Origin of the sequence: Streptomyces mesophilus, assembly GCF_040300965.1 — a bacterium.
GTDB classification, from domain to species: domain Bacteria; phylum Actinomycetota; class Actinomycetes; order Streptomycetales; family Streptomycetaceae; genus Streptomyces; species Streptomyces mesophilus_A.
In genome coordinates, this window is the sequence record NZ_JBEPEW010000094.1 from 19,022 (window position 1) to 33,111 (window position 14,090).

Consider the following 14,090-nt stretch of genomic DNA (forward strand, 5'->3'; position numbering starts at 1 on the left):
CCCCCGGCAGCTGCATGAACGCTTCCCCGAAGCTCCGAGAACGGCGACGTCAGCCGATGGAATCGACGGCGGCCTTCGCGCGCTGCAACGTCTGCTGCGCGGTGCCGTCGTTCTTCTCCAACGTCGTCTTCAACAGCTGAATGATCGACCGGACTTCGTTGGAGGCGCGATTCCAGCGCAGCTCCTTGTCGTGATACGAGTCCGAGACCCCATCGGCCTGGAAGTCGGCCATCGCCGCCTTCACCGCACGGTCCCGGTCCGTGATCACCTGCTCCAGACGTGCGATCACACCCTGGATGTTGCCCTGCGCGTCCGAGGACGCCGCCATGTCATACGAACGACGATCCGCATTACCGGCCATAACAGTCAAACCCCCGTAAGTCAGCGTCCGCCGAAGCGGGCAGCATCGAAGTTCGCGGCAGCCATGTTCGAGCGGGCATTGTCCGCCGACTCCTGATCACCCGTCGCAAACGACGAGTCCATCCCCGACTGACCACCCAAAATCGCCGAAAGCGACCCGTTCAACGCCGCCGTGATCTCATCCGAATTGTTCTTGAACGCATCAAACGCCGCCTTACCGGAGCCGTTGAAACGACCCTCCAACGGCTGCGCCGCAGCAATCAACTGACGGATCAGCGACCCGAGATCATCACTCGAACCCTGCGACTGCGACCGCAGATTCGACAACACGGACGCACCCATATCGAACTTCACAGCAACCCACCCCCGTGGATCAAGAGCAACCCCAGCGGACCCGGACCGGCCCACCCGTCGCGCTGAACACATGTCACACGTGCCACACGAGTCCGGATCATCCTCACCCGAACCCGCTTGCGAACGCAACGTGGTGCGAGGTGGAACAGAGCGAAATCGGTCACGAGCCGAAAAAACGGCCCCGACCAGAGAAAACCCCAGGTCGGAGCCGTGAGAGGCGGACGAGTCGGCCTGTACGCCGGGTTCTGTCTCCCCAGGGTCTTGCGGCCCAGGGGGAGGCGGCCATCCATCTAGGGCCGGCATTGCTGCCGGCCTCGTGCGGTCTACCCGCGGACTCGGGCGAGCAGCCCTCGAACGTCCGCGCAGGAGCACCGGGGTGCTCCCTCTTGACCTTGCTCCGGGTGGGGTTTACCTAGCCGTCCGAGTCACCTCGGGCGCTGGTGGTCTCTTACACCACCGTTTCACCCTTACCGGGAACCGAAGCTCCCGGCGGTCTGTTTTCTGTGGCACTGTCCCGCGGGTCACCCCGGGTGGGCGTTACCCACCACCCTGCTCTGTGGAGCCCGGACGTTCCTCGCCGGGGATCCGAAGATCTCCGCCGCGGCCGCCCGGCCGGCTCGTCCGCCGTGCCGCCATCGTACCGGCAGGGGAGGGTCTGTGATCACGCCTGCGGTGCGGTACGCAGGTTGCTGGAGGCAACCGTCGACCGCCAAGACCATCGGTCAGCTTTCGAGAAGCGCCCGGAGCCGCCCCCTGGCTAGCGTGAAGGACATGACGAACATCGAGCACCTCACCATCGAGGCCGCCGACCCCGCGGCCGCCCAGCGCTTCTACGCCGACGCCTTCGGCCTGGACAAGCAGGTACGCGTACGGGCCTCCGAGGCCCCGACGACCGGCTTCCGTGGATTCACCGTCTCGCTCGTGGTCTCCCAGCCCTCGATCGTCATCGGCCTCCAGAACTCCGCCCTCGCCGCCGGCGCCGAGGAGTTGAAGCCCGCCAAGAAGTCGCTCTGGGGCTTCGGCGGGGTGGTCCAGGCCCCCGACGGGACGGTCTGGCAACTGGTCAGCTCCTCGAAGAAGGACACCGGCCCCGACAGCCGGAAGATCGACGAGGTCGTGCTGCTGCTCGGGGTCTCGGACATGGCCGCGAGCAAGAAGTTCTACGTCGAGCGCGGGCTCACGGTCGCCAAGAGCTTCGGCGGCAAGTACACCGAGTTCGACGGCGCCGGGAGCGCCGTGAAGCTGTCGCTCTACCCGCGCAAGGGTCTCGGCAAGGTCACCGGTATCCCGACCGAGGGCAGCGGCTCGCACCGGCTCGCGATCGGCTCCGACCTCGGGGACTTCACCGACCCCGACGGCTACGGCTGGGAGAAGGCGGCATGAAGTTCCGTACGCTCGTCGAACCCCCGGAGCCGATGAACGGCCTCGAAGTGCCCGCCGAGCTCGTCGAGCAGCTCGGCGGCGGCAAGCGCCCGCCGGTGACCATCACGGTCAACGGGCACACCTGGCGCAGCCGAGTCGCGATCATGCGCGGCCGCCATCTGCTGGGTCTGTCCAACGCCAACCGGGCGGCCGCGGGTGTCGAGATCGGTGAGGAGGTCGAGGTGGACCTGAGGCTCGACACCGAACCTCGCGTCATCACCGAGCCCGAGGACTTCGCCCGCGCCCTGGACGCGGACCCGGCCGCACGCGCCGCGTACGACGCGTTGCCGCAGGGCCGCAAGCGGCAGCACGTCCTCGCGGTCGACGGCGCCAAGAAGCCGGAGACGCGCCTGCGCCGGATCGAGAAGGCGCTGGGGGAGCTGCGCGCCGGCGCATGAGGCCGCCGGCGAGGATCGGCCCCCTGCGCCTCGCCGCGACCGGCGCAAGTAGGGTGCGGAGCCGGACGACAGGGGAGGGCCGATGGACGCCAGTACACGTGCGGGACTGGTACTCGCGGCGGTCACCGCGCTGGTGACGCTGACGCTCGCCCTGCTGCACCGGTTCACCGACGTACCGCTGCGGCCGGGACGGCGGACCGCCGGCGAGCGATCCGCCAATGAACGATCCGCCAGTGAACGATCCGCCGGTGAACTCCCTTTCGTCGACTGGAAGTCGGCACCGGACCTGCCCGAGTTCGACTACGCGTCCCTGTACGCGCTGGCGGTACGGCGCCGGGACGCGCTGGCACGGGCCGTACGGTGCGCGCGGGAGGCGGACCTGCCGGTACCCGAGCCGCTCGGCCTCCTTCCGGAGACCCGCGGTCAGGCCGGTCCGCAGGAAGGCGCCTACGCGGTACTGGCTCTCGCGGCCGCCGACGAGTTCATCGAGGAGAGCCTTCCGCCCGACGCCGTGCCCACCGCCGAGCAGCTGGCCGAGTTCGAGCAGCGCACCGGAGGAACCTACGACCGCCGTCTCGAGGAAGGGATCGCGCTGACCGATGTGGTCGCGGCCCTGGAGGTCAGCCGTATCGGCATGCGGGCGCTGACCTGTCTGACCGAGGGCACCGCTCTCACCCTCGACCGGCCCTGCTACTTCCACCCGCTGCACGAACGCGGCACCGAGCGCGTGCCCTGGCCGAGGGACGCGTTCACGGCGCGGGATCCCGAGGACGCCCACGTGAACGAGGAAGACGACCTGGTCGCCGCCTGCCCGGCCTGCGCCGCCGGACCTCCCGCGCCACTGCTCGTACGGACGGAAGGGGGCGAAGTCCCCTACTACCGGACCGAGTTCGAGACCAAGACGGTGTTCCAGACTTCCGGCTACGGCGCGGCCGCCCTCGAATGGGACGCCGATGACCTGCTCCGCGCCTTCGCGGAATGGCAGACCTTCGAGACGGACGACGACCGAGGCGGCACCGATGGCCAAGGCGGCGAGGGCGGCCGAGGCGGCACCGATGGCCAAGGCGGCAAGGGCGGCCGAGGCGGCACCAGCGGCCAAGGCGGCAACGGCGATACCGGCGAGCGTACGGAGGCGACCGCATGAGTACCGTCGACTGGTCCCGCGCCCTGGCCGGCCTCCCGCTCGGCCTGCTCCTCGTCCCGCTGCTCCTCCATCCGCTCGCGCTCCTCACGGTGCGCCTCGTCCGCCGCCGCCCCCTGCCCCCGCCGCGCTCCCGTCGGCGCGCCCGCGCCGAACTGGACGTCCTGCTCGGCGAGTTCGCCGCTAGGGGCGGTACACCGTCCCGGGCTCAGGGACCGCCGGCGCCATGAGCTGCGGCACCGTGACGAACGTATAGCCGTCCGCCTTCAGGGACTTGATGATCCCGGGTACGGCCGGGACCGTACCGTCGTAGATGTCGTGGAGCAGGATGATGCCGTCGCGGTCCGCCTGGTCGAGGACGCGTTTCTCGATGAGGGCCGAGTCCTTGGTCGAGTAGTCCTTGGCGGTGACGCTCCACAGGATCTGGGACAGCCCCAGCTCCTTGCAGACCCGCGTGACCTCGTCGTTGGTACGGCCCTGGGGCGGGCGCATCAGGGTCGGCTCCTTGCCGGTGATGTCCTTGATGGCCTGCTGCGTGCGGCCCAGTTCGTCGCGGATCTCCTCCGTGGAGAGATCCGTGAGGATGCCGTGCGTCCAGGTGTGGTTGGCGACCTCGTGGCCCTCGTCGGCCAGGCGCTTGACCAGGTCCGGGTACTTCTTGACGTGGTTCTTGCCGAGCAGGAAGAAGGTCGCGGGGACCTTCTCGCGCTTGAGGGTGTCGAGCAGTTCGGGGGTGTCCTTGCCGGGCCCCGCGTCGAAGGTCAGCGCGATGCACTTGGCCTTGCGGCAGTCGACCGGGCCGAACTCCCCCTTGCCGTCGTCGCCCGCGTCCGCACGCACGTCGCTCGGTGCGACGGGGTCGGTGCCCCAGGAGGACAGGGCGGTGGTCGCCGCCACCGCCGCCAGCGTCAGGCCCGCGGCCAGGGCCACGTAGCGGCGACGGATGCGCCTGCGGGTGCCGCCCTCGGATGTGCTGTTGTCTTGCATGGTTCTCCCCCCGTGGTCTTGCTCAGGTGCCATGGAGGAGGGGGAGAGAGGGGACCGGGTTGCCTGCCCGGAGTAAGGGCGGGGTAAATGTGGCTCGGATCACGGGGCCACCACCATCAGGCCTGCTCAGGCGGTACGCAACTGCTCTGCGCAGCGGTACGTGACCCCTCTGCTCAGGCGGTACGCGACTCCTTGAGAGTGTGGGCGACCAGCGCGTTGGCGTGACCGTGGCCGAGTCCGTGTTCCGTCTTCAGCCACGCCACCAGCTCCATGTGGCGCTCCAGAGGAGAGGACCGGATGAGGTCGAACCACTCCTGGACCGGGCGGCCGTACTTCTTCTCGATCGACGGGAAGTAGGCCGCGGGGCCCTTGGCGGCGGGGGCGGGCTTTGCGTTGGCGGTCATGGTTACTCCTCGGCCGGGGGGTCAGCTGTTGTCGTGGAGGAGACCCCGGCCGGGGGCCGAACTCATCGCGCGGCGCGAGTGATCCGGATCACTCGAAGATCACTCCCGGAGCGTCGCGGGCTCAGATCGTCGCCGGCTCAGACCGTCGCCGGTTCAGATCACCGACGGTTCAGATCACCGGCGGCCGCCCCAGCCGCGTCATCCGCCACACCGTCCGCCACCGCATCGGCCGCCGCGCCCCGCACGGAGTGCGCAGGCCCTCGGCGAAGCCGGCCGCCCAGGCGCGCAGCCCGCCGAGCGCGGTGGCGCGGCCGGAGCCGAGGAGGCCCGGGGCCGTACGGGCCAGGGTGAGCAGGGTCCACGTACCGAGGTAGACGGGAACGAGGGGGAGGGGCAGGCGCCGGCGCGCGAGCCAGACGCGGTTGCGGGCCGTCATACGGAAGTAGACCGCGTGCCGTGCCGGTGAGGTCTTGGGGTGCTGGAGCAGCAACTCCGGCTCGTACAGCACCTTCCAGCCCGCGTCGAGTGCCCGCCAGGCCAGGTCGGTCTCCTCGTGCGTGAAGAAGAAGTTGGCGGGCCAGTCGCCGATCTCGTCGAGCATCGGCATCGAGAACGCGTGCCCGCCGCCGAGGAAGGAGGTGACGAGTCCGCGCTTCATCGGGTCGCCCGCCCGCAGCCGCGGTACGTGCCGGCGCTGGGTCTCGCCGTGCTCGTCGGCGATCCGGAAGCCGACCACGCCGAGCCGGGCGTCGGCGGCGTACAGATCGCGGACCTTGCGGAACACATCGGCCTCGGTGAGCAGTCCGTCGTCGTCCAGCTCGATCACCACGTCGACGTCGCCGAACTCCCGAAGGCGGGCGAGCGCGACATTGCGACCGCCGGGGCAGCCCAGGTTCTCCTCGGTCTCGATGACCGTCAACTCGCCGGGCAGATCCGGGAACGCGCCGAGCCGAGCACCGTTGCCCACGATGACGATCCGGGCCGGCGCGACATCCTGCTTGGCCACCGAGGCGAGCAGGGCGTCGACCTCGCGGGGCCGGTTTCCCATGGTCACGATGGCGACGGCCAGGCGGGGCTCGCTCACGGGTGCTCCTGAAATTCCGGGGACGCCGGCGGGGTGGGGGCGGCGCGCTGCGGCGATGGTAGCCGTTCAAGGTAAGTACGCCTGCGAGGCGGACGGCGTTCACCTGCCGTGCGGTCCTTGCCTTCGTGTGCACTTCAAGTCCTAGCGTCCGCCGCATGACAACCATGACTGCACGAGAACTCGGCGGCATCGCCGTCAGCGCACTCGGCCTCGGCTGCTGGGCCGTCGGCGGCGAGTGGTGGGACACCGCGGGGCAGCCGCTCGGCTGGGGCAAGGTGGACGACGAGGAGTCCGTACGGGCCGTGCGCCGCGCCCTCGATCTGGGCATCACGTTCTTCGACACCGCCGATGCCTACGGCGCGGGACACAGTGAGCGCATCCTCGGCAAGGCGCTCGGCAAGCGGCGCGACGAGGCCGTCATCGCCACCAAGTGGGGCAATGTCTTCGACGAGGAGTCCCGCACCCTGCTCGGCGGCGACGACTCGCCCGCGTATCAGCGCCGAGCCCTCACCGCTTCCCTGCGCAGGCTCGGGACGGACCGCATCGACCTCTACCAGCTGCACCTCTCCGACGCGGACCCCGAGCGGGCGGCCCATCTGCGCGAGCAGTGCGAGGAGTTCGTACGGGAGGGGCTGATCCGCTCGTACGCGTGGAGCACCGACGATCCCGGACGGGCGCGCGTCTTCGCCCGGGGCAAAGGGTGCGTCGCCGTGCAGCACCGGTGCAACGTGCTGCAGGACGCTCCCGAACTGCTCACTCTGTGCGAGGAGTTGGAGCTCGCGTCCGTCAACCGCAGCCCCCTGGCGATGGGGCTGCTCACGGGCAAGTACGCGGGCGGATCCGCCCCCGGAGCCGGCGACATCCGCAGCGCGCCGCCCGGGTGGCTGCCCGGGTTCACGCAGGGCGGGGCGCCGGACAGGGCGTGGCTGGAACGGGTCGAGGCCGTACGCGAGATCCTCACCAGCGGCGGCCGCACCCTCGCCCAGGGCGCGCTCGGCTGGCTGTGGGCCCGCAGCGCGCGCACGATTCCGATCCCCGGCTTCCGTACGGTCGCCCAGGTCGAACAGAACGCGGGCGCCCTCGCGTACGGCCCGCTGACGCCGGACCAGCTCAGGGAGGTGGAGGAAATCCTTGCGCGCACGAAGGATTGACGACCCGTCAGGAATATGAGTACCTCTACTTATGTCGGCGCCCCGATATAAGTGGCCCCGGCAACCAGAGACGCGAACCAGAGACGCGAACCAGAGACGCGAACCAGGGACGCGAACCAGGGACGCGAACCAGAGACGCGAACCAGGGACTCGACGGCGACCCGGCAGGGCACCGTCATGGCAGCCGGGAGGGGGCACAGTGGCGCGCCGTACCCAGGAGCAGCGCAAGACCGAGACCCGGGCCCGGCTGATCGACGCGGCCGCGGAGCTGTTCGCACGCAAGGGGTTCCACGCGGTGTCCGCCGAGGCGGTGGCGGACGCCGCGGACCGGACGACCGGGGCGCTCTACAGCCACTTCGGCGGCAAGGAAGGGCTGCTGCTCGCGCTGCTCGAAGTATGGAAGCAGCGGACCGTCGAACGGCTCACCGCGGAGATCCACCAACTGCCCGACCCCGCACCGCACTTCGCCGCCATGTGGGAGGCGATCACCGCGCCCGCCGAGGACCGCGGCGAGGCCTGGCTGCTGCTCGAGATCGAACTGTGGCAGCACGGCGCCCGCGACCCGGTTCTCGGCCCGCTGCTTGCCCGCCGCTATGCGGAGATCCGCGGCCAGCTCGGCGAAGGCCTCGCCGACTGGGCGGAAGCGACCGGGACCGAGCTGCCGTACGCGCCGGACGAGGCCGGGGCGCTGGTGCTCGGTGCCCTGCTCGGCTGCGCCCTTCAGCACCGGCTCGAACCCGAGGCCGTACCGGAAGACCTCGTGGTCCGGGCGCTGAGCGCCCTGCTCGGACTGCGGACCCCCGGCGGCACAAGGCCCTGACCGCAAGAAACCCCCGAAGGAGGCTCGGCCATGACGGCACCCGCACTGAACGAGGTCAATCTGCTCGAGGACACGTGGGCCCGCGAAGTCCCGCATGCGCAGTTCAAGCTGCTGCGCCGTGAGGACCCGGTCCACTGGCATGAACTCCCGGACGGCGAGGGCTTCTTCGCGATCACCAAGCACGAGGACATCATCAAGCTGAGCCGGGACCCCGAGTTGTGGTCGGTCGAGAAGGGCTCCTTCTTCATACGGGACCAGACGGACGAGTCCCTCGCGAACCTCGGGCTCACGCTGGTCGGCATGGACCCGCCGAAGCACAGCCGGTTCCGCAAGCTGGTCAACGCCGCTTTCGCGCCGCGGATGATCCGTAAGCTCACCGAGGACATCAAGCGCCGCGCGGACCTTCTCGCGGAGAAGATCGAGCCGGGCACCGAGCTGGAGTTCGTGGAGACCATCGCGTCCCGGCTGCCGCTCGAGGTCATCTGCGAAATGATGGGCATTCCGCCCGAGGACGAGGACCACATCATCGACTGGTCCAACCGCATGGTCGGCTTCCAGGACCCCGACTTCCGTACCACTCCGGAGGACGGGACGGTCGCGGCCGCCGAGATCTATCTGCGCTGCAACCAGCTGGCCGAGGAGCGCCAGACCGACCCGCGCGACGACATCGTGAGCGCCCTCGTGCACGGCGAGGTCGACGGCGAGAAGCTCACCACGCACGAGATCAACATGTTCTTCGTGACGCTGATCGTGGCCGGCAACGAGACCACCCGCAATCTGCTCTCCGGAGCTCTGCTCGAGATCGCCCAGAACGACGCGCTGCGCGAGGACCTGGCGCGCAACGTCGAGGACGACGCGCTGTGGCGCTCGGCCACCGAGGAGTTCCTGCGCTGGAACGGCTCGATCCACAACTTCCGCCGTACGGCCACGCGGGACACCGAGGTGCGCGGGGTGAAGATCAGGGAGGGCCAGAAGGCCGTCCTCTTCTACACCTCCGGCAACCGGGACGAGGACATCTTCGAGAACCCGGACGTCTTCGACCCGCGCCGCTCGCCGAACGACCACGTCACGTTCGGCGGCGGCGGGCCGCACTTCTGTCTCGGCTCGGGCCTGGCCCGCACCGAGATCAACGCACAGCTCCGGGCGATCCTGCGCCGCTGTCCCGACGTCCAGCTGACGGGGGAGCACCGGCGGATGCGCTCGGACTTCATCAACGGCATCAAGTACCTGCCGGTGCGCTTCAGCTGAGCCGCGGGCGGCCGGCTCAGCCGATCGGGACCGCGGTTCCGGCGACGCGTACACGCGGGTCGCCGGACCGCAGGGTCACGGTCAGCAGGGAGGGCCGCCCCATGTCCTCGCCCTGGTGGAGGGTCAGCACCGACTCCTCCTTCACCAGGGCGAGTTCGCGTGCGTACGCCCCGAAGGCGACGGCCGCCGCACCGGTCGCCGCGTCCTCGACCACACCGCCGACGGGGAACGGGTCGCGTACGTGGAAGAGGGTCTCGCCCGCGCGGTGCACCAGCTGGACGGTGGTGAGGTCGAGGCGCTCCATCAGGGCCTTCAGGCGCTCGAAGTCGTAATTCAGGTCGGCGAGGCGCTCGCGGGTGGCCGCGGAGACGACCAGGTGGTTGTTGCCCGCGAAGGCGATACGGGGCGGCAGCGCGGGGTCCAGGTCGCCGGCCGGCCAGTCGAGGGCGGCGAGGGCCTCGGTGAGATCGGCCTCGTCGACGTCCTTGATGTGCGGCTCCACGCTGGTGAGGGTGGCGTGGATCTCTCCGCCGACCTCCTCGGTGGTGACGGGGATCTCGCCCGCGGGCGTCTTGAACACGTAGTCCCCGGGGCCGCCCCGGTGCTGGGCCAGGGCGACCGCGGTGGCGACGGTGGCGTGACCGCAGAAGGCGACCTCGGCCTTCGGCGAGAAGAAGCGCAGGGTCCGGTCGGGGTACAGGAAGGCGCTCTCGCTGTAGCCGAGGTCGGCGGCGATGGCGAGCATCTCGGCGTCGGTGAGGCCGGTGGCGTCCAGGACGACACCGGCCGGATTGCCTCCGGCGGGGTCGGAGGAGAAGGCGGTGTAGCGGAGGATCTCGGGGCGCGTCTCGTGGCTCATGCCGCTAGTAAACCCGTGCGACCCCGTGCTTCTTCCTGAGGGCCTCTCCGGGCCCGGAATGTGCCCTCAACCCCGCCCGATATACGGCATGTTCGTCGCCATCACCGTCGCGAACTGCACATTCGCCTCCAGTGGGAGCTCCGCCATGAAGCGGACCTGACGCGCCACGTCCGCCACGTCCATCACCGGCTCCGCCGCCAGCGACCCGTCCGCCTGCAGCGTGCCCGTCTGCATCCGCTGCGTCATGTCCGTCGCCGCGTTCCCGATGTCGATCTGCGACGCGGCGATCCGGTACGGGCGGCCGTCCAGGGAGAGCGACTTCGTGAGACCGGTCATCGCGTGCTTCGTCGTCGTGTACGCCACCGACATCGGGCGCGGCACATGCGCCGAGATCGACCCGTTGTTGATGATCCGCCCGCCTTGCGGGGACTGGGACTTGAACTGGCGGAACGCCGCCTGGGCACACAGGAACGCACCGTTGAGGTTCGTGTCCACCACATGGCGCCACGCGTCGTACGACAGCTCGTCCAGCGGTACGCCGCCGGGGCCGAACGTACCGGCGTTGTTGAAGAGCAGGTCGAGCCGGCCGTAGCGCTCGGCGGCCGAGGCGAACAGTGCGGAGACATCGGACGGTTCGGACACGTTCGTCCGTACGCACACCACCTCCGCCGACCCGGCCAGGGCCGCCGTCTCCTCGAGGGTCTCCACCCGCCGCCCGGCCAGCGCCAGGGACCAGCCGGAAGCCGCGAGCTCGAGGGCCACCGCGCGGCCGATCCCGGATCCCGCGCCGGTCACCACCGCAATCTTCGTCTGCGTCATGGCCCCGCACCTTACGTCCCTCGCGGCGCACAGCGCTCATCCGTCCGCCATCTGATTGTTCTGTACGCGACAGTCCACGGTCGTCCCCCGGCACTCCAATTCCCCTGACACACATCAGCAGGGGAGGACGCGGATGACTTCCGCCGCACAGCAGTCCGCACAGCAGCCCGCCCAGCAGTCCCGGCACAGCCCCGAACTGCGCGCCGCGGCCCGGCACTTGGGCCGCCGCCGCTTTCTGACCGTCACGGGCGCCGCCGCCGCGCTCGCCTTCGCCACCAACCTGCCGGGTGGCGGAGTCGCGCACGCCGCAGAGCTGGACGCGCGCAAGATCACCGAGAATCCGTTCACGCTGGGTGTCGCCTCCGGCGATCCGCTGCCCGGCTCCGCGCTCCTGTGGACGAGACTCGCCCCGCAGCCGTACGCCGCGGATGGCGGGCTGCCCGCCGAGCGGGTCTCCGTGGAGTGGCAGATCGCCCACGACGCGCGCTTCCGCCGCATAGCCAGGCGCGGCACCACGACCGCGCACCCCGAGTTCAACCACTCCGTACACGTCGAGGTCGACCACCTAGGCGAGGACCGCGTCTACTACTACCGCTTCCGCGTGGGCAGTTGGATCAGCCCCACCGGCCGTACCCGCACCGCCCCCGGCCGCGGCGCCAAGCTGTCCGGGCTCAAGCTCGCCGCCGTGTCCTGCCAGGCGTACCACGACGGCTACTGGACCGCGTACAGGCATCTGGCCGAGGAGGACATCGATGTCGTCTTCCATCTCGGCGACTACCTCTACGAGTACGCGGTCACCGCGGCCGGCGGGAACCGCAACTACACCGACCGTGTGCTGCCCGCCCACTACAACCGCGAGACGGTCACGCTCGAGGACTACCGGATGCGGTACGGCCTCTACAAGTCGGACCCCGACCTGATGGCCGCGCACGCCGCGCACCCCTTCGTCGTCACCTGGGACGACCACGAGACCGAGAACAACTACGCGGGCGACGAGCCCGAGAACAGCGTCCCGCCCGAGGAGTTCCTGCTGCGCCGGGCCGCCGCCTACCGCGCGTACTGGGAGAACCAGCCGCTGCGCAGGCCCCAGCAGCCCGCGGGCCCGGACATGCAGCTCTACCGCCGTCTGCACTTCGGCCGGCATGCCCAGTTCGACATCCTCGACACCCGTCAGTACCGCACCAACCAGGCGTACGGCGACGGCTGGCGGACCCCGGGGCCCGAGTCCGACGATCCGGCCCGCACCCTCACCGGCGAGAGCCAGGAGCGCTGGCTGATCGACGGCTGGAGGGCCTCGCGAGCCCGCTGGAACATCGTCCCCCAGCAGGTCGTCTTCGCCCGCCGCAACCACCCCACGGCGGGCAACACCACCGTCTCCATGGACTCCTGGGACGGGTACGCGGCCTCCCGTTCCCGGGTGCTCGCGGGTGTGGAGTCCTCCGGCATCGAGAACTTCATGGTGCTCACCGGTGACGTGCACGTCTCGTACGGGCTCGACATCCACCGCGACGCCGCCGACCCGACCACCCCCGTCGCCGGTACGGAGATCGTCACCACCTCGATCTCCAGCGGCAGGGACGGCCTCGCCCGGCCCGCCAACTGGGCGGACTACCTGGCCCGCAACCCGCATCTGAAGCACTACAACGGACACCGGGGGTACGTCACGGTCGAGCTGGCCGCCGACCATGCGCGCGCCGACTTCAAGACCGTGCCGTACATCCTTCGGCCCGGAGCCCCCGTCACCACGGCCGCCTCCTTCGTGACGGAGTCCGGCAACCCGGGGCTGCAGCCTGCCTGATGACCCTCGCGCACCCTTCGCGTCTGCGGACGGCACGCGCCGTCCGCAGACGCGACTGGTGCCGAACGCCTGTTTCATGACACGGTTTCTCCACGTCCAGGAGACGTTCAAGGAGTCGGACCGGTCAGGGAAGGGGCAGAGCGCTGAGAGCACCACGTCTGCGCCAGGGCTCCGCCGAGCGGGCCGGTCTCGATCCCGCCGAGATCGAGCGCCTCCTCGCCGAAGTCGCCGCCCTGCCCGGCACCTGGTGCGCGGGCGCGGTGCTCGCCGTGGGGCGCGGGCCCGTGCTCGTCGTCGAGGAGGCCTTCGGCTGGGCGGTCGCCCATCGCGCGTACGGCGACGAGCTTCCCGATTACCGCAAGGTGCCGATGCACACCGGGACGCCCTTCGACCTGGCTTCGCTCACCAAACTCTTCACCACGGTGGCGGCCGTCCAGCAGATGGAGCGCGGACGGCTCGGGCTCGACGCACGGGTCGCGTCCTATCTCCCCGAGTTCACCGGGGCGGCCCGGCACGGCATCACCGTACGCCAGCTCCTCACGCACACCTCGGGCCTGAGGCCCGAACTCCCGCTGTACGACTGCGAGTCCGACGCCGAGCGCCTCGACCTGCTCCGTACCGAGGAACCGAGCGCCGACCCCGGCACGTACGTCTACTCCGATCTCAACATGCTGCTCGTCCAGCATCTCCTGGAACGCATCACCGGCGAACGCCTCGACCGGCTGATCCGCGACGGCATCACCCGCCCGCTCGGCATGACCCAGACCGGCTTCGGCCCATGCGCGTTCGCCGCCGCGACCGAGGACCAGCGCAGGCCCTGGGCCAAGGCCGACCGCGGGATGGTGCGCGGCACGGTGCACGACGAGAACGCCTTCGCGCTCGGGGGAGTGGCCGGGCACGCCGGACTCTTCTCCACGGCCGGCGATCTGGCCGTGTTCTGCCGCGCCCTGCTCGGCGGCGGGGGGTACGGGACCGCGCGGATACTCGGACCCGACTACGTGGACCTGATGCTGACACCGCCCGGACTCGGCTTCCGGCTCGACCAGCCGTGGTTCATGGGCGAGTTGGCGGGTCGTGGCGCGGCCGGGCACACCGGGTTCACGGGCACGTCCCTGGTGATCGACCCGGCCACGGACACGTTTGTGGTGCTGCTCGCCAACACCGTCCATCCGCGCCGCCCGGGCAAACCGTCCAGCGAACCGCGGGCCGCGGCGGGTACGCGGGTGGCGCGGGCCGTGCGCTGAC

16 protein-coding genes and 1 other RNA gene are annotated in these 14,090 nt (G+C 70.1%); 9 read left to right on the forward strand and 8 right to left on the reverse strand.

Annotated elements, in window-relative coordinates; genetic code table 11:
* Positions 1 to 49 precede the first annotated feature (49 nt).
* From ABT367_RS27600 to rnpB, 3 genes are all read right to left on the reverse strand, one after another.
* Positions 50 to 361 carry a pore-forming ESAT-6 family protein gene (locus ABT367_RS27600; RefSeq protein WP_352255812.1) on the reverse strand — a complete coding sequence of 104 codons (312 nt, stop codon included), beginning with the start codon at positions 359 to 361 and terminating at the stop codon, positions 50 to 52.
* Positions 362 to 381: 20 nt separating this feature from the next.
* A complete protein-coding gene (locus ABT367_RS27605; RefSeq protein WP_165337240.1) occupies positions 382 to 714 on the reverse strand; it encodes a hypothetical protein in 333 nt (110 codons plus the stop codon).
* Between the two features lie 218 nt (positions 715 to 932).
* An RNA gene (gene rnpB, locus ABT367_RS27610) (RNase P RNA component class A) lies at positions 933 to 1,334 on the reverse strand.
* A 151-nt stretch (positions 1,335 to 1,485) separates the two neighbouring features.
* On the opposite strand from rnpB, the gene ABT367_RS27615 reads away from it, so the two are divergent.
* From ABT367_RS27615 to ABT367_RS27630, 4 genes are all read left to right on the forward strand, one after another.
* Positions 1,486 to 2,097 (forward strand): glyoxalase, encoded by a 612-nt coding sequence (locus ABT367_RS27615; RefSeq protein WP_352255813.1) that lies wholly within the window; start codon positions 1,486 to 1,488, stop codon positions 2,095 to 2,097.
* The gene (locus ABT367_RS27620; protein WP_352255814.1) at positions 2,094 to 2,534 is read left to right on the forward strand and encodes a YdeI/OmpD-associated family protein; all 441 of its coding nucleotides are present in this window, start codon (positions 2,094 to 2,096) and stop codon (positions 2,532 to 2,534) included. The genes ABT367_RS27615 and ABT367_RS27620 overlap by 4 nt, the downstream gene beginning before the upstream one ends.
* A gap of 82 nt (positions 2,535 to 2,616) precedes the next feature.
* Positions 2,617 to 3,678, forward strand: coding sequence for a hypothetical protein (locus ABT367_RS27625; RefSeq protein ID WP_352255815.1), 1,062 nt, complete (start codon positions 2,617 to 2,619; stop codon positions 3,676 to 3,678).
* On the forward strand, positions 3,675 to 3,905 hold the full coding sequence (locus tag ABT367_RS27630; RefSeq protein ID WP_352255816.1) for a hypothetical protein: 231 nt from the start codon (positions 3,675 to 3,677) through the stop codon (positions 3,903 to 3,905). The genes ABT367_RS27625 and ABT367_RS27630 overlap by 4 nt, the downstream gene beginning before the upstream one ends.
* On the opposite strand, the gene ABT367_RS27635 is transcribed toward ABT367_RS27630, so the two are convergent.
* The 3 genes from ABT367_RS27635 to ABT367_RS27645 all read right to left on the reverse strand — a co-directional run bounded on the left by ABT367_RS27635 (position 3,859) and on the right by ABT367_RS27645 (position 6,150).
* Positions 3,859 to 4,662, reverse strand: a complete 804-nt coding sequence (locus ABT367_RS27635; protein ID WP_352255817.1) for a polysaccharide deacetylase family protein — start codon at positions 4,660 to 4,662, stop codon at positions 3,859 to 3,861. The genes ABT367_RS27630 and ABT367_RS27635 overlap by 47 nt on opposite strands.
* 173 nt (positions 4,663 to 4,835) lie before the next feature.
* Entirely contained in the window at positions 4,836 to 5,066 is a 231-nt protein-coding gene (locus ABT367_RS27640) for a DUF4287 domain-containing protein (RefSeq protein ID WP_352255818.1), read from the reverse strand.
* Positions 5,067 to 5,235: 169 nt separating this feature from the next.
* Positions 5,236 to 6,150 carry a glycosyltransferase family 2 protein gene (locus ABT367_RS27645; RefSeq protein WP_352255819.1) on the reverse strand — a complete coding sequence of 305 codons (915 nt, stop codon included), beginning with the start codon at positions 6,148 to 6,150 and terminating at the stop codon, positions 5,236 to 5,238.
* Positions 6,151 to 6,305: 155 nt separating this feature from the next.
* Between ABT367_RS27645 and ABT367_RS27650 the strand changes: the two genes are divergently transcribed.
* The 3 genes from ABT367_RS27650 (at position 6,306) to ABT367_RS27660 (ending at position 9,369) form a co-directional block, all read left to right on the forward strand.
* Complete coding sequence (locus tag ABT367_RS27650) at positions 6,306 to 7,301, forward strand: aldo/keto reductase (protein WP_352255820.1); 996 nt, start codon at positions 6,306 to 6,308, stop codon at positions 7,299 to 7,301.
* Positions 7,302 to 7,500: 199 nt separating this feature from the next.
* Complete coding sequence (locus ABT367_RS27655) at positions 7,501 to 8,121, forward strand: TetR/AcrR family transcriptional regulator (RefSeq protein ID WP_352255821.1); 621 nt, start codon at positions 7,501 to 7,503, stop codon at positions 8,119 to 8,121.
* 30 nt (positions 8,122 to 8,151) lie between these two features.
* Entirely contained in the window at positions 8,152 to 9,369 is a 1,218-nt protein-coding gene (locus ABT367_RS27660; RefSeq protein ID WP_352255822.1) for a cytochrome P450, read from the forward strand.
* 16 nt (positions 9,370 to 9,385) lie between these two features.
* Here ABT367_RS27660 and ABT367_RS27665 read toward each other — a convergent pair whose 3' ends face one another.
* Together ABT367_RS27665 and ABT367_RS27670 are read right to left on the reverse strand one after the other, a co-directional pair.
* A complete protein-coding gene (locus tag ABT367_RS27665; RefSeq protein WP_352255823.1) occupies positions 9,386 to 10,228 on the reverse strand; it encodes a PhzF family phenazine biosynthesis protein in 843 nt (280 codons plus the stop codon).
* 66 nt (positions 10,229 to 10,294) lie between these two features.
* Entirely contained in the window at positions 10,295 to 11,047 is a 753-nt protein-coding gene (locus ABT367_RS27670) for an SDR family oxidoreductase (RefSeq protein ID WP_352255824.1), read from the reverse strand.
* Positions 11,048 to 11,180: 133 nt separating this feature from the next.
* Here ABT367_RS27670 and ABT367_RS27675 point away from each other — a divergent pair, with 133 nt between their 5' ends.
* Both ABT367_RS27675 and ABT367_RS27680 read left to right on the forward strand, forming a co-directional pair.
* Positions 11,181 to 12,845: an alkaline phosphatase D family protein gene (locus ABT367_RS27675; protein WP_352255825.1), complete on the forward strand. Its 1,665-nt coding sequence runs from the start codon at positions 11,181 to 11,183 to the stop codon at positions 12,843 to 12,845.
* Between the two features lie 143 nt (positions 12,846 to 12,988).
* The gene (locus tag ABT367_RS27680) at positions 12,989 to 14,089 is read left to right on the forward strand and encodes a serine hydrolase domain-containing protein (RefSeq protein WP_352255828.1); all 1,101 of its coding nucleotides are present in this window, start codon (positions 12,989 to 12,991) and stop codon (positions 14,087 to 14,089) included.
* The last annotated feature ends 1 nt before the right edge of the window (position 14,090 follow it).

What these genes read in the sequence shown, in the direction of transcription:
- ABT367_RS27600 (WP_352255812.1), bottom strand. Translation starts at nt 361, where the DNA reads ATGGCCGGTAATGCGGATCGTCGTTCGTATGACATGGCGGCGTCCTCG.
- ABT367_RS27615 (WP_352255813.1), top strand. Translation starts at nt 1,486, where the DNA reads ATGACGAACATCGAGCACCTCACCATCGAGGCCGCCGACCCCGCGGCC.
- ABT367_RS27620 (WP_352255814.1), top strand. Translation starts at nt 2,094, where the DNA reads ATGAAGTTCCGTACGCTCGTCGAACCCCCGGAGCCGATGAACGGCCTC.
- ABT367_RS27625 (WP_352255815.1), top strand. Translation starts at nt 2,617, where the DNA reads ATGGACGCCAGTACACGTGCGGGACTGGTACTCGCGGCGGTCACCGCG.
- ABT367_RS27630 (WP_352255816.1), top strand. Translation starts at nt 3,675, where the DNA reads ATGAGTACCGTCGACTGGTCCCGCGCCCTGGCCGGCCTCCCGCTCGGC.
- ABT367_RS27635 (WP_352255817.1), bottom strand. Translation starts at nt 4,662, where the DNA reads ATGCAAGACAACAGCACATCCGAGGGCGGCACCCGCAGGCGCATCCGT.
- ABT367_RS27640 (WP_352255818.1), bottom strand. Translation starts at nt 5,066, where the DNA reads ATGACCGCCAACGCAAAGCCCGCCCCCGCCGCCAAGGGCCCCGCGGCC.
- ABT367_RS27650 (WP_352255820.1), top strand. Translation starts at nt 6,306, where the DNA reads ATGACAACCATGACTGCACGAGAACTCGGCGGCATCGCCGTCAGCGCA.
- ABT367_RS27660 (WP_352255822.1), top strand. Translation starts at nt 8,152, where the DNA reads ATGACGGCACCCGCACTGAACGAGGTCAATCTGCTCGAGGACACGTGG.
- ABT367_RS27665 (WP_352255823.1), bottom strand. Translation starts at nt 10,228, where the DNA reads ATGAGCCACGAGACGCGCCCCGAGATCCTCCGCTACACCGCCTTCTCC.
- ABT367_RS27670 (WP_352255824.1), bottom strand. Translation starts at nt 11,047, where the DNA reads ATGACGCAGACGAAGATTGCGGTGGTGACCGGCGCGGGATCCGGGATC.
- ABT367_RS27675 (WP_352255825.1), top strand. Translation starts at nt 11,181, where the DNA reads ATGACTTCCGCCGCACAGCAGTCCGCACAGCAGCCCGCCCAGCAGTCC.